This window comes from Phytoactinopolyspora halophila, assembly GCF_003287285.1.
In the GTDB taxonomy this organism is placed as follows: Bacteria; Actinomycetota; Actinomycetes; order Jiangellales; family Jiangellaceae; genus Phytoactinopolyspora_A; species Phytoactinopolyspora_A halophila.
Window position 1 is genome coordinate 114,645 of the sequence record NZ_QMIG01000007.1, and the last position, 13,128, is coordinate 127,772.

Below are 13,128 nucleotides of genomic sequence, written 5' to 3' on the forward strand. Positions count from 1 at the left end.
GCCGATTCGAGTGGAGATTCTTCACCTGAGCGAGCTGCCCGGCGGGTCCGTCAGGAGACGAGCTTTCAGAACATGGCGTCGGTGCGCGTGTCCCGCGCCGAACTCGTCTTGGTCTTGGGGCCGCGGATGATCCGGCGGCGGATCATGCCGGAGACCGTGTCGATCACGATCGTCACGAGCACCACGACGATCAACGCCATCCCGGCCGTACCCCACTCGCGGAATTCGATGTTCTGCTGGAGCATCGTGCCGATACCGCCCGCCCCGACCACGCCGAGGACGGCCGACGCGCGGATGTTGATCTCAAAGCGGTAGAGCCAGAAGGCGATGATCTCCGGCATCACCTGCGGGAGGACCGCCCAGCGTATCCGCTGCAACGTCGTCGCACCCGACGCGTCCGCGGCCTCGATCGGGCCGCGCTGGCTTCCCTCGATGATCTCCGCCGAGAGCTTGCCGATCGTTCCCGTCGAGCTGAGCCCGATCGCGATCGTCCCGGCCAGCGGCCCCAGCCCGAAGATCGGGATGAGCGCGACAGCAAAGATGATCTCCGGTATCGCGCGCGGGACGTTCAGCAGCTGCCGGGTGACACCCACGCTCACCCGCCCCGAGATGTTCTGGGCAGCCAGAAATGCCAGCGGAAAGGAGAGAACCGCGGCAATCATCGTGCCAAGCCAGGCGATGGCCACCGACTCCCACATGGATTCGGCGGCATCGGGCACGTCGGCGAGGTCGAGTTCGCCAAACATCAAGACCGCCATGTTCCACAGCTCGCCCGGCATCTCGGTCAGGCGGGGCCAGTTGGCGTCCACGCTCAGCGCGCCGATCAGGAAACCACCCACAACGCCCGCCGTCACGATCAGGCGGAACCAGTTGAACGGCTTCTCCGGCCGCACCGCCTGCTCGAACCGCTTCTCCGCCGCGGTCGGTGCCTGCGTGCCCGTCACAGCAACCGCCTCCGCAGCGCCATCGAGATCCGCTCGACGACGATGACGACGATGAGAAAGCCCACCACGACACCCCAGACCCGGTCCCACTGTCCCTGACCGCGGTAGAAGTCGATGACGGCCCCGATGCCGCCGGCACCGACGAAGCCGAGGACGGCCGATGCGCGCAGGTTGAGTTCGAAGCAGTACATGGAAAACGAGGTGTAGGCGGGCAGTACCTGCGGCACGACCGCGACACGCAGCACCTGCAGGTGGGATGCTCCGCTGGCCCGCGCGGCTTCGACGGGACCGTGGTCGATGCCGTCGATCGTGTCCGATGTCAGCTTGGTGACCACGCCGATCGAGAAGAAGAACAGGGCAAGTATGCCGGGCAGCGCACCGATACCGACCGCCGCCACGAACAGCAGCGCCCACAGCAGATCCGGAATCGAACGGATGATGTTGTTAAACAGTTTCACCAGCGCGTAGGCAACCCGGTTGGGCGCACCCAGCTTGGAGTTGAACAGCGCCAGCGGAAGCGCCACCAGGGCACCGGCAATGGTGCTGATCACGGCCATCTGAACGGTCTCCAGGAACCCGTCTCGCGCCCGGCTCCCGAGCAACGAGCCAAGGTCGATCTCCGCCAGGCCACGCATGGGCGAATTCGAGCGCGTGAACCCGTCCCAGACCTCGATCAGGGAGAACCCGATGCCGAATTCCCAGTCCGCACCGGTGGCGATGGTCATGGCCAGCAGCCCGGCGAAGCCTCCCACCAGGAACGGGCTCGGCCGGGGCCGCTTCGGCCGCTGCGCTCCCGGCGCCGTGCTCGCCGCCGGCGGCCCGGCGTCGTCGTGCTCGACCTGGCTCACAGCGACGCCTCGGCCTCAAGCACGTCGTCGGCGGTCAGGCTACGCCCGTAGATCTTCTCGAAGACCTTCTCGTCGGCGGCCGAACCGGGACCATCGAACATCACCCTGCCGCCGCGCAACCCGATGATGCGGTCGGCGTACTCCCGGGCGAGATCGAGGAAGTGCAAGTTCACCAGCGTGGTGATGCCCAGTTCCCGGTTCACCTTCTGCAGGTAACGCATCACCGAGTGCGATGTCGGAGGATCCAGCGAGGCCACCGGCTCGTCGGCGAGCAAGACGCTCGGCTGCTGCGCCAGGGCGCGGGCGATTCCCACCCGCTGCTGCTGCCCACCCGAGAGATTGGCCGCGCGGATGTAAGCTTTGTCGACAATCTCCACGACTTCGAGCGACTGCATGGCGAGCTCGACCTCGTCGCCGCCCCACCAGCCGAGCATCGAACGCCAGCTGGGCACCCGGTTCAGCCGGCCCATCAACACGTTGTTGAGCACCGTCGTCCGGTCCACCAGGTTGAAATGCTGGAAGATCATGCCCACGTCGGCACGCAGTGCCCGCAATTGCCGCTTGGTGAGCTGGCCGACGTCCCGATCACCGACGTTCACGGTGCCGCTCGTCAGCGGCACCAGACCGTTCACCGCGCGGATCAGCGTCGATTTTCCCGCGCCCGAGAGCCCGACGATCACGACGAACTCCCCGTCTGGGATCTCGACGTCGACATGGTCCAGCGCGGTCACCCCACCCCGGTAGGTCACCGTTGCCTGGTCGAAGCGAATCATGGCGCTCCTGGTGATGCTGTCGCGGTCGGGTGAGTATACCCACCCGACCGCGAGTTGACATGATCAATCTTCGAGGAGCTCTCCGAGCTCGGACACGAGGGTCCGGATCGGGTCGTAGGCCTCGCTGTCGACCGGAACCAAGTCGTCGATGTTGTAAAGCTCGTTCAGCAACTCCTGCCCGTCCGGCGTCGACGCGATGTCCATCAACGCCTCGGAGATCGCATCCTTGAGGTCTTCGGGAAGATCGGACGCCACGGCGAAGCCGTCGTTGGGGATCGGCGGCGACCACGCGAACACCACAACCTCCTGGCCGACGTCCTCGGCCTGGTCCGCGACGTCTTCCCGCGCGTCGTTGTACGACACGCCGACCTCCGCGTCACCACGGTAGACCGCGAGCACGGAGTTGTCGTGACCGCCCGCGAAAACCGGTTCGACGCCTTCCTGCGGGTCGATGTCCGCCTCGAACAGCTGCAACGACGGCACGAGATGTCCGGACGCGGAGCCCTGGTCCACGAACGCCATCTCCGTGCCGGCCACCTTCGTGATCGCGTCCTCGGCGATCGGGCCGTCGGCGGCAACCTCGGCCTCGTCGACGCCGTTGCAGAAGAGGTACCCGTCGACGTCGACCGGTTCGTCGTCGCAGTACGTGTCGGGGTCGTTGGTGAACCATTGCGTGACGTACTCGACGTCACCGAATCGTTCGGACTGCAAGATCAATTCGGCGTCGGCCTGGGACTCGGCTTGCACCATCTGCTGCGGCCCAAGTCCACCCGCCACGCCGGCCTGTCCCGCCTCCAGGGCGACGATCACACCCGCGTAGTCGGTCGCCACGTGCGGCTCGACGTCGATCTCGATCCGCTCCTCGAGCATCTCGGCAAGAGGCTCTGCGTCATCGACCAGCTGCTGCTGCTCGCTCGACGGGGTGAACACGAGCGTGATCTCTTCTGGCCACTCGTCCGCCGTCGCGTCCTCGCCCTCGCCGTCGCCGTCGTCACCGCCACACGCGGCGACCAGCGCGGCAGCCGCGACCACCGCGAGCCATCTTGTGATCTTCATTGACACGCACTCCTTGCGACGAGATCGGAAAAACCTGGAATACCTTATGCACGACGCATCTGCCCGGCATGCGCGGGCGTCCCCGTCGTGACCGCCAGACCGGACGGCCGGACCGAATTCAGGATTTCGCTTCGTAGCGCCTCGGATGCTACTCACGTGCGAACTGACGGTAAACAACTCTGCACGATCGCATATCGAGCGCGACCAATCCGTTATATTGCATTTCGAGGCATATGGCTGCGATCAAGTTCGAATGGCCACGAGCTTCATACGCCGGTACCGTCTCGTCAGCGCACGACCACTCTCGCTAGACTCGGCGTCGTCTGCTGAAGGGCGGCTAGGGTTCCGCAGCCGTGATGCCTGACGTGCTGGCCTGGTCCGAGCGCCGCAGAAAGCCGATGGGCGCGTGCGTTCGCCGCCCGTTCGACGTGGACGGGCACTGCCCACAACGAGAGCGCACCGGCCGCCGGCCCCGCACCTCACTGGACAAAAGCCTCGAGGGGACAGGCGGACGTCGATACTGACGTGCCGACTCCCGAAAGGCTCACTCGTGTCCCTCTCCGACGCCGCACCAGCGCCACGCGGCTCCGCTCACCTGCGTGCCGTGCTCCAGGCGCTACTCGTCACCTTCTTGTGGTCGACGTCCTGGGTTCTGATCAAGACAGGTCTCGACGAGATTCCCGCGCTGACCTTTGCCGGCCTGCGCTACGTGCTGGCTTTCCTGTGCCTGCTTCCGCTCCTGCTCCGCCGCCACCACCTCGGCGCCATCCGCGCACTCGGCCATCGGGACTGGCTGCGGCTCGCCGCCCTCGGCCTGGTCTGGTACACCGTCACCCAAGGTGCCCAGTTCCTTGCCCTGGACAGGTTGCCGGCGACCATGACCAGCCTGCTCCTGAGCTTCACCCCGGTCGTCGTCGCGTGGCTCGGCATCGCCTTCCTTTCCGAGCGACCCCGAGCGCTCCAGTGGGGAGGGATAGCCCTCTACATCGCCGGCGCCGCCGCGTTCCTGTATCCGGTCGACGTTCCCGCTCAACAGGCCGTCGGCATCGGCATCGCCGCGTGCGGCGTCCTCGCCAACGCGGCTGCGGCAGTCCTGGGCCGCGCGGCCAACCGGGGCGGCCAGCTCAGCCCTCTCCTCGTCACGGTCGTCAGCATGGGCATCGGCTCGCTGGCCCTGCTGGCCAGCGGTATCGCCACCCAGGGAATGCCGGCACTGAGCGCGGCCAGCTGGGCGATCATCGCCTGGCTCGCCGTGGTGAACACGGCGTTCGCCTTCACGCTCTGGAACCTGACGCTGCGGACTCTCGGCGCCGCGGAATCGAACGCGATCAACAACACCATGCTGATCCAGATCGCCGTCCTCGCATGGATCTTCCTCGACGAGTCCCTCGGATCGCGGGAGATCGCCGGCCTGGCCATTGCCGCGTTCGGGGTGCTGCTGGTTCAGCTCCGGCGCCCCCACCGGGCACGGTAAGTCACCCATGACGCGTACCACACCAGCGCGGCATTCCAGTTGATCGCTATCCCGTTGGTCGACGACGAGTCGGCGTGATCGATGTAGCACGCTTGCGGCGCACAGCCCTCCAGGTTCGCCCGTGCCACCAGGTCCTGCAGGCGGGAGTTCGGACCGCCCGCCAGCGTTCCGGGCGGGAAGGGTGGTAAGCGATCCGCCGAGGCATACCACCGGCTGTGCATGTGCTGCGAACAGTGCGTGCCGTAACCGGTGACGTACGAGTTGTTGATGGCGTTACGGCCCAGCACGTAGTCGATTGCTTCCAGGGCACCGTCCCGGTATGCGCGCTCGCCGGTCAGATCGTAAGCCGTCGCGATCACCACGGCATTGTTGATCACCTGGTGGGACGAGCCCCAGTCGTAGTCTCCGGGATCGTACGGGTGCCCGAACGGCTGGCCTGCCTGTGTGGCGAGGTAGCGATCGGCGCCGTCGATCACCGAATCGATGACGTCGGCGCGACCGGGGAGATCGTTCGGCACCGTGGCCAGGTCGAGCCGCCCGGCCGCGGCGGTGAAGCACCAGTCGAAGCCGGTGGCGCGCCAGATGTCCGCGCGTTCACCTCCGACGTGATACGGCGACGAGAGGACGGCGTCCCGGAACTCGTCCTCGCCCGTCGTCAGGTACAGCTGTGCGGCCGCCCAGTAGAACTCGTCGTCCACCTCCGTGTCGTCGTACGGGCCACCGCCGGGGTTCGGATCGAGGTCGTTCGTGTTGGGCGCGTAGATGTCGGGATGTTCCTTCGCCGCTTCCCAGGCCCGGCGTGCCGCAGCCAGCAGCTCATCGGCGTAGCCGGGGTCGAACCGGCCGAACAACCGCGCACCCTGCGCCGCAGCGGCCGCGAGATTCAACGTCGCCGCCGTCGACGGCCGGTGCACGTAGCGCGGCATCGGATCCTCGTGCGGCAACGTGTCGAGCCCGGTCCAGGCCACGTCATGCAGCTTGTGGTGCACCAGGCCACCGGCATCGAACGTCTCGCCCGCGATCCGCATCGCGGTGCCGTCGGCAACCTGCATGGCCAGCATCCAGTCCAGATTCCACCCCGCCTCGTCGAGAATGTCGGGGATGCCGTTGCCACGCTCGGGGATGAGCAGCGTGGCATCGCCGAGTGCAGCGTCGTTGACGCCGTTGACGACGCCCGCGCGCAGGCTGCGCTCGTAGGCCGACAGCAACTGATAGATGGAGATACCCGAGTTCACCACGTACTTGCCGTGGTCGTCGGCGTCGTACCACCCACCGGCGGCGTCCAGCGTATAGCCGTCCGGGCAATCCCAACCGTCGGGGCCGTAATGCTCGAAGCCGCCGAGCTGCGGATTCCCCCGATGGTCCGTTACGCCCTCGTTCGGCAGGCACGGCACGCCGAAATCGCCCTGGTTCACGTCGTCGCCGCCGAACTCGGACACGTGCCCCGCTGGGCGCGCGTACTCCTCCTTCTCGAACTCGCCGCCGATCTCGATCGATTCGATCTCGATACCGGACCGCTGGGTGTAGTACATGCCCAGCGAGTCCATGCGTAGCTGGTCGTACAGCGCCGGGTCGATATCGAACGGGTAGCTCTCCTCGCCATCGGCGGCGAGCCGGAATCCGGTGCCGCGGATCGGGACGTCGCCGAAGTCGATCGTATGCACGTCCAGGCCGGCGGACTCGTCGAAACCGCGTGGCTCGCTCGTGCCGGAGGCGGCGACACCGCCGCCGGCGTCGACCAGTTCCCACGCGACCGGTTCGTCGGCATCGGTGACGAGCGTGGCTCTCTTCGGACCATCGGGCAGATATCCCACCTGGTTGATTCGCACCCTAGGGCCGGTCTCGTGCTTGAATTCGTCCACGGCTCCTCCGGTGGTCAGCTAGGGCCGTATCCATGCACACGCCGCTGATCATGAATACTTCTCGCCCACATTAGCCGAGCAGTGTTCATGTTCAACGAATCTGGGCGGGCCGCGGGTGGACGACGTGCCACGGGTGCGGCGTAGCATCGAAGTATGACCTCTCCGCCCACGAACGAGCAGGTAACCGAAGCCCTCGCGGGTGTCCAGGATCCGGAGATCCGGCGCCCCATCACCGAGCTCGGCATGGTGAAATCCGTCGACATCGACGCCGACGGACGTGTCCGCGTCGAGGTCTACTTGACCATCGCAGGTTGTCCACTGCGCGAAACCATCACCCGTGACGTGACCAACGCCGTGAGCGCGCTCGAGGGTGTCACGGCCGTTGACGTTGAGCTCGATGTCATGTCGGACGAGCAGCGCAAGGCGCTCTCCGAACAGCTACGGGGCGGTCAGAAGCAACGCGAGGTGCCATTCGCTCAGCCGGATTCGCTGACGCGAGTGTATGCCGTCGCATCCGGCAAGGGCGGGGTCGGCAAGTCGTCGGTCACGGCCAACCTGGCCGCGGCCATGGCCGCCGACGGAGTGACCGTCGGGCTCGTCGATGCCGACATCTACGGCCATTCCGCACCCCGCATGCTGGGCGCCGAGGGGTCCCGGCCCACGGTCGTCGACGACATGATCATGCCGGTCCCGGCCCACGACGTGAAATTGATCTCCACCGAAATGTTCAAGCCGGACCGGGACACGCCGGTCGCCTGGCGCGGCCCCATGCTTCACCGGGCGCTCCAGCAGTTCCTCACCGACGTCTTCTGGGGCGATCTGGACGTCTTGCTGCTCGACCTCCCACCTGGCACGGGCGACGTCGCCATCTCGTTGGCCCAGCTCATGCCGAACGCGGAGATCGTGGTGGTGAGCACCCCGCAGCTCGCCGCCGCCGAGGTCGCCGAGCGGGCCGGCGCCATCGCCATCCAGACGCATCAGCAAGTGGCCGGCGTGATCGAGAACATGTCGTACATGCCGTGCCCCCATTGTGGGCCGGAACACCGCCTGGACCTCTTCGGATCCGGAGGTGGCCGGCAGGTCGCCCAGGGGTTGAGCCGCCGCCTCGGCGCGGATGTTCCACTGCTCGGTGAGATCCCTCTCGACATCGGACTGCGAGAAAGCGGCGACCTCGGCACGCCATTCGTGCTGAAGGATCCCGAGGCGCCGGCCTCGGCGGCCATGCACGATATCGCCCGGCAGCTGTCGCATCGTGGCCGCGGGCTGGAAGGGGTATCGCTGAACATCCAGCCAGCCGCGGGCTGATCTCAGCTCACATACCTGATCACGTGGCGTCGGGGTCGTACCCGATCACGTGGTGTCGGGGTCGAAACGCTGCGGCGCGGCTGGCGCACTCGAACCGGTGCTCGCCTCCGGACCGGCACCCACGCCGCCACTCGCGTTCGCGTCGGCAGATGCCGTCTGCACCGCCCCGGCTTCGCTGGTGGTGCCGGTGTTCGCCCGCGCCGCTGCTCGCTCCTCGGCCGTGCGTGCACCGCTACGACGTTCGGACGGGCGAGTGCGAGACGAGCTCGGGCGCCGCTGGGTGGTTCCCGAGCCACGTGCCGACTCGCTCTTTTCGCGCGTACGAGACCCGTTGGCGCTACCGTTACGGGCTTTGCCGTTCGCCCGGCGCTGCCGGCTGCGCTTGTCGGTGATGTCGAGGTCGTCTCCGACCTCTTCGAACTCGTCGAAACCGAAACTGTTCAGATCGGCGCCGTCGAGCACATTCTGACGGACGAACGACCTCGGGTTCCGCAGATCTCCCAGCGCCCTGAGATCTTCCTGATCGATTCCCATGTCGCTCACGCTGCTGGAGAGATCACGGCGAGCGTTGGCGACCATGGTCCGCAGATCCCGGACGAATGCCGCGGCCTGCTTGATCATGACGGGCAGCCGGTCGGGCCCGAACACGAGCAAGGCAACGACCAAGATGACAGCGATCTCTGCGACGCCGATCTCACTCACCTCGCCCTACATCGAGCCTGTGTTCCTAGCTTACGTCGAACGTCAACCCACGGCTTCGTCCAGAGTGACCTCGACATCGAACGAACGGTCATCGCGCTCGAGGGTCAGCGTCACGGTGTCGCCAGGCTGCTGTGAGCGCAACATGACGATCAAGGCTCCCGGTGACGGGATACGCTCACCCTCGAACGCGATGATGAGATCACCGGGCTGGACCCCCGCGGCGTCGGCGGGACCATCGGGCGTGACTCCCGGCTGCTCGTCGTCACCTTCGGCAACGCGCGCCCCCGGACCGCCGTGCCGGTTGTCCAGGAGAACGCCCATGATCGGGTAGACAGCCTCACCATCGCTGATGAGTTGCTCTGCCGTCCGGCGCGCTTGGTCGATCGGAATCGCGAACCCCAGACCGATGCTGCCGACCTCCGGCGTCAGGCTCAATGTGGCAATGGCGGAGTTGACGCCGACCACCCGGCCATCGGCATCCACCAGCGGCCCACCGGAGTTGCCCGGATTGATGGCCGCATCGGTCTGCAACGCGTTGATGTAGGATCGCTCGGCGCTCTCACCAGCGGTGACCGGGCGCTCGCGGGCCGAGATGATGCCGCTGGTTACCGTGCTTTCCAACCCCAGCGGGCTGCCGATCGCGATGACCGGGTCGCCGACCGCCACGGTCGACGAATCTCCCAGCGTCACGGGTTCGAGATCGTCGGCATCGATGGAGAGCACGGCCAGATCATAGCTGGGGCTCGTGCCGACCACCTCGGCGTCGTACTGGCGCCCGTCGTGCAACTCGAGCTCCACGGTGCCACCCTCCGACGGATTCTCGACGTCGGTACCGGCCGCGACGACGTGATAGTTCGTCAGGATGTAACCGTCCTCGGAAATGACGAAGCCGGAACCGGTGCCGTCGGACGCCGAGATGGAGACGACACTGGGCAGCACCTCGCTCGCGACTCCCGCCGTGGACTCGGCGCTCTGGCCAGCGACCCGCGCCGGATCGGACCCGATGACGGTCACGGTGTCATTCACGCCCTCGGTAGGCTCGCTGAGCTGGGCACCCGCCAATCCACCGGCCGTTCCGGCCACCAGCGCCAATGCAGCCGCTCCCGCCAGCAACGGCCAACGACGCTCCTGGAAACGCAGCTGTCTCGGCGGATGCTCGGTCCGGGCACCGGCAGCGGCCGCGCCAGCCGCGCCCGAAGCCGGGCGATCCGGATCATTCAAGATCGATACGGCGTGTTTGCCCCGCTCCGGCTGTGCCCACACCCGGGCCGTTCGCCTCGCGTGAGGCCGGTCGATACCCTGCTCGTCGGCGCCAAGACGGGAATCCGACCGCTCGCAAACGGTCCACGTCCCGCCCGTCCACGGGTCTGGACACCGCGAACCCTGCCGGTCCTGGCCATGGGTGTGCGCGTCATCTGGGTTCGACCAACCGCCCCTCACAAGAGCCATCATAAGTGGTTCCCGCGACAGTCGGCGCGGCGTCGGGGACTTGCATGCCGCTCCGGGCCGATTCACCCGGCACGCCGTCCAGTTCGCCACACCGCTGAACGCCGCTGCCAGATCATCCGAACCGTCCGGGCCCGCCGCTCATCCGAACGGATTGAGCCACGAGCCCACCTTCTGCGCACCCCGCCCGATCCGGGCGACCAGCCCGTCGTCCTGGCGCACCTCCTCGGGATTCTCCGGCGGCATGGCACGCAACACGTCGTCGACGATTTCGGCCGGAGCGTCGGCGACGACGGTGATCACTTGGCCATTTGACGACCACGTGAACCGGGCGGGCGGTCCCTCCCGCGTATACACCACACCGTTGCCGACCTCGTGCGGCACGTAACCGTCGAGCCGCTGCGGATCAAGCTGTCCCGGTTGCTCGAAAACCGACACCGACATGACTCCGTCAGAGTAGCTGAGCTGCACGGCATCGCCGAGCTGGCGAGCTTCATACAGAACGACGTCCTCGCCGAGAGTTTCGAGACAGCGGAAACCGTTCTCGCGCAGCTTCGTGATGTCTTCCCACCGAAGGCCCGACGGCTCCGCTGGCGCGGGCCGGCCCGGGCTCGACGGCCACGCTGACTCGAGGTGATGTCGCACACAGCACGTCGGCGCGGGCGTGATCGAGATGTCCACGAACGCGCTGGCATTCAGAAGTTGACCAGCGGTGGTATAGGTCTCCCGCCGCAACGACAGCGCAGTCTGCCGATCCAGCCAGAGCCGGGCCGCTAGCGAGCCGTCGGCCCGGCGAGCCTCGACCACATCCGCGCGACGCCCGGCGACGCTGGCCTCCCCAACGAGGTATACGTCGTAGGCGCCGATCAGCAGATCGACCGGACCGCCCCCGTCTGCCAACCATGTCGTGCCGGATTCGCCGTGCAAAATTGCTGTCTGGGTGTCCTGGACACCCACTTCTGTCGGTCCCCCGGCTTGGTGCCGGACCTTCACGACGGCACTGGCCGAGGCCTGTGACTTGCGCAACGTCGACCACGCCGATACGTACTGGGTCCCCTGGTACGAGATTCGGTCCCGGGCCCCTGCCGAACGGGTAAGCAGCTCGACGGCATCCGCGTCGTCGGTCCCTGCCAGGCTGTCCGGTGCCGCCCCGGCCGTGACCGGCACCACCAGCAAGACCAGGACACCCAGCAATGTCGGCACGGCCAGCGCGCCGCGGCGCGTGCCCACTCCTGGCCGGGAACCGAGCGGCCGTCCGTCCCCTGCCCGCCGGAGACGGTCACTCACCGGCGATCCCCGTGCTCGGACTGGCAGGCGCATCGACGATACTCCCCGCGACGTCGGCGGCGCCGACGCCCCGGCCGGATTCCTGACTCCCGACCGGCGAGCCGCCGCCACGCTCGTCGCTGCCGAGCGTCGGAACCAGAACCGACGCCGGTTCGGCGAACGGAAGCCCGCCCGTGGAACGGGCGTGCTCGACGGTGAACTGTTCCATCGGTGGCACGACCACTCCCGGTGGCTGATCCCCGCCCGTATTCGACGGTGCGCCCAGCGTGGCCAGCACGACCAGCAGCGCTCCGGTGGAGGCCATACCCACCGCGGCGACACGTAGCCCGCGGCGATGCCGATCGACGAAGAGCCGCCCCGAACCGGTCTGGTGCGGCGTCCCGCCGTACCCCGTAGCTGCCCACACGGACGAAGTGCTGGGAGCCTCAACGTTCCACGCGGCCACGTCGGCGTGATCGGTACTCGACTCGTCAGGGGGCAGCGGACCCGCCGGCTCGGCCAGCGCCATGAGCTTGTCGGTCAGCGACGCCGGAACGTCCACTCCCGGAAGAGACCTCAGCACGCCCTTGGCGAAGCGTTCCATCTCGACCGCCTCGCGGCAGGACTCACAGCTCGCGAGATGGGCGAGTGCCCGGTCGCGTTCATCGTGATCAAGACGATCATCGATGAGGTCACTGACACGTTCGTCGAGGTGTTTCATGTTGGCTCCCCAGAGCCTTTCGGCCCTTCCAAAGAACCGTGGTCCGTTTCCGCCTCCAATACCCGCGCGTCGTCCGGCGCCCGGTGCTCGAGCGCCTCGCGAAGTTGTGCTCGCCCACGATGGATGCGGCTACGGACCGTGCCGAGCTTGATACCGAGCGTCGCGGCGATCTCCTCATACGACAGGCCTTCGACATCACACAACACCACGGCCACCCGGAAATCGGGCGCCATGGCGTCGAGAGCGGACTGGATATCGGATTCCAGCATCTGATCGGTCAAGACGCGCTCGGGGGTCGGTTCGCGGCCACCGAGCCGCTCCGCCGCGTCGTCGCCCAACGCGTCGAACCGGATACGCTGCTTGCGACGCATGGAGTCGAGGAAGAGGTTGGTGGTGATCCGATGCAGCCAACCCTCGAACGTTCCCGGGCTGTACGACGCCAGGGACCTGAACACGCGGACGAACACGTCCTGGGTCAGATCCTCCGCATCGTGCGCGTTGCCGGTGAGCCGGAACGCCAGCCGGTAGACTCGCGTCGAGTGCTGCCGGACAATCTCCTCCCAGCTCGGCGGGGTCCAAGCTTCCGCTTCCGCCACCGACATACCTCCCTTGGCCGGGCGGGCGAGCAATATGGTCATAGTGACTCATAGCCCCCTTCCCTGGCCAGTCAACCTACGGCACCTACCGGTCAAACGTGCGACGGCTGATCGTGGTTCCACGCTGTTCCGTCC

12 protein-coding genes are annotated in these 13,128 nt (G+C 67.0%); 2 read left to right on the forward strand and 10 right to left on the reverse strand.

Features of this window, described 5'->3' with window-relative positions:
- Positions 1-65: 65 nt before the first annotated feature.
- From phnE (DPM12_RS10110) to DPM12_RS10125, 4 genes are all read right to left on the reverse strand, one after another.
- On the reverse strand, positions 66-944 hold the full coding sequence (gene phnE / locus DPM12_RS10110) for a phosphonate ABC transporter, permease protein PhnE (protein WP_158542844.1): 879 nt from the start codon (positions 942-944) through the stop codon (positions 66-68).
- Positions 941-1,792, reverse strand: coding sequence for a phosphonate ABC transporter, permease protein PhnE (phnE, locus tag DPM12_RS10115; protein ID WP_112258189.1), 852 nt, complete (start codon positions 1,790-1,792; stop codon positions 941-943). Before phnE (DPM12_RS10115) ends, phnE (DPM12_RS10110) begins: the two co-directional genes overlap by 4 nt.
- Complete coding sequence (gene phnC, locus DPM12_RS10120) at positions 1,789-2,565, reverse strand: phosphonate ABC transporter ATP-binding protein (protein WP_112258190.1); 777 nt, start codon at positions 2,563-2,565, stop codon at positions 1,789-1,791. Before phnC ends, phnE (DPM12_RS10115) begins: the two co-directional genes overlap by 4 nt.
- 63 nt (positions 2,566-2,628) lie before the next feature.
- Complete coding sequence (locus DPM12_RS10125) at positions 2,629-3,621, reverse strand: phosphate/phosphite/phosphonate ABC transporter substrate-binding protein (protein WP_112258191.1); 993 nt, start codon at positions 3,619-3,621, stop codon at positions 2,629-2,631.
- A 550-nt stretch (positions 3,622-4,171) separates the two neighbouring features.
- Here DPM12_RS10125 and DPM12_RS10130 point away from each other — a divergent pair.
- Positions 4,172-5,095: a DMT family transporter gene (locus tag DPM12_RS10130; protein ID WP_123788558.1), complete on the forward strand. Its 924-nt coding sequence runs from the start codon at positions 4,172-4,174 to the stop codon at positions 5,093-5,095.
- Here DPM12_RS10130 and DPM12_RS10135 read toward each other — a convergent pair.
- On the reverse strand, positions 5,065-6,957 hold the full coding sequence (locus DPM12_RS10135; protein ID WP_211658766.1) for a glycoside hydrolase family 9 protein: 1,893 nt from the start codon (positions 6,955-6,957) through the stop codon (positions 5,065-5,067). The two genes, DPM12_RS10130 and DPM12_RS10135, sit on opposite strands and share 31 nt — an antisense overlap.
- A gap of 153 nt (positions 6,958-7,110) precedes the next feature.
- Here DPM12_RS10135 and DPM12_RS10140 point away from each other — a divergent pair, with 153 nt between their 5' ends.
- On the forward strand, positions 7,111-8,262 hold the full coding sequence (locus DPM12_RS10140; RefSeq protein ID WP_112258194.1) for an Mrp/NBP35 family ATP-binding protein: 1,152 nt from the start codon (positions 7,111-7,113) through the stop codon (positions 8,260-8,262).
- Between the two features lie 45 nt (positions 8,263-8,307).
- Here DPM12_RS10140 and DPM12_RS10145 read toward each other — a convergent pair whose 3' ends face one another.
- From DPM12_RS10145 to sigE, 5 genes are all read right to left on the reverse strand, one after another.
- Complete coding sequence (locus DPM12_RS10145; protein ID WP_112258195.1) at positions 8,308-8,964, reverse strand: twin-arginine translocase TatA/TatE family subunit; 657 nt, start codon at positions 8,962-8,964, stop codon at positions 8,308-8,310.
- Positions 8,965-9,006: 42 nt separating this feature from the next.
- Positions 9,007-10,227 (reverse strand): S1C family serine protease, encoded by a 1,221-nt coding sequence (locus DPM12_RS10150; protein ID WP_158542845.1) that lies wholly within the window; start codon positions 10,225-10,227, stop codon positions 9,007-9,009.
- 324 nt (positions 10,228-10,551) lie between these two features.
- Complete coding sequence (locus DPM12_RS10155) at positions 10,552-11,697, reverse strand: sigma-E factor regulatory protein RseB domain-containing protein (protein ID WP_158542846.1); 1,146 nt, start codon at positions 11,695-11,697, stop codon at positions 10,552-10,554.
- A complete protein-coding gene (locus DPM12_RS10160) occupies positions 11,690-12,397 on the reverse strand; it encodes an anti-sigma factor family protein (protein ID WP_112258198.1) in 708 nt (235 codons plus the stop codon). The genes DPM12_RS10155 and DPM12_RS10160 overlap by 8 nt, the downstream gene beginning before the upstream one ends.
- Positions 12,394-13,035: an RNA polymerase sigma factor SigE gene (gene sigE / locus DPM12_RS10165; RefSeq protein WP_112258199.1), complete on the reverse strand. Its 642-nt coding sequence runs from the start codon at positions 13,033-13,035 to the stop codon at positions 12,394-12,396. Before sigE ends, DPM12_RS10160 begins: the two co-directional genes overlap by 4 nt.
- Positions 13,036-13,128 lie beyond the last annotated feature (93 nt).

What these genes read in the sequence shown, in the direction of transcription:
- phnC (WP_112258190.1), bottom strand. Translation starts at nt 2,565, where the DNA reads ATGATTCGCTTCGACCAGGCAACGGTGACCTACCGGGGTGGGGTGACC.
- DPM12_RS10125 (WP_112258191.1), bottom strand. Translation starts at nt 3,621, where the DNA reads ATGAAGATCACAAGATGGCTCGCGGTGGTCGCGGCTGCCGCGCTGGTC.
- DPM12_RS10140 (WP_112258194.1), top strand. Translation starts at nt 7,111, where the DNA reads ATGACCTCTCCGCCCACGAACGAGCAGGTAACCGAAGCCCTCGCGGGT.
- DPM12_RS10160 (WP_112258198.1), bottom strand. Translation starts at nt 12,397, where the DNA reads ATGAAACACCTCGACGAACGTGTCAGTGACCTCATCGATGATCGTCTT.
- sigE (WP_112258199.1), bottom strand. Translation starts at nt 13,035, where the DNA reads ATGACCATATTGCTCGCCCGCCCGGCCAAGGGAGGTATGTCGGTGGCG.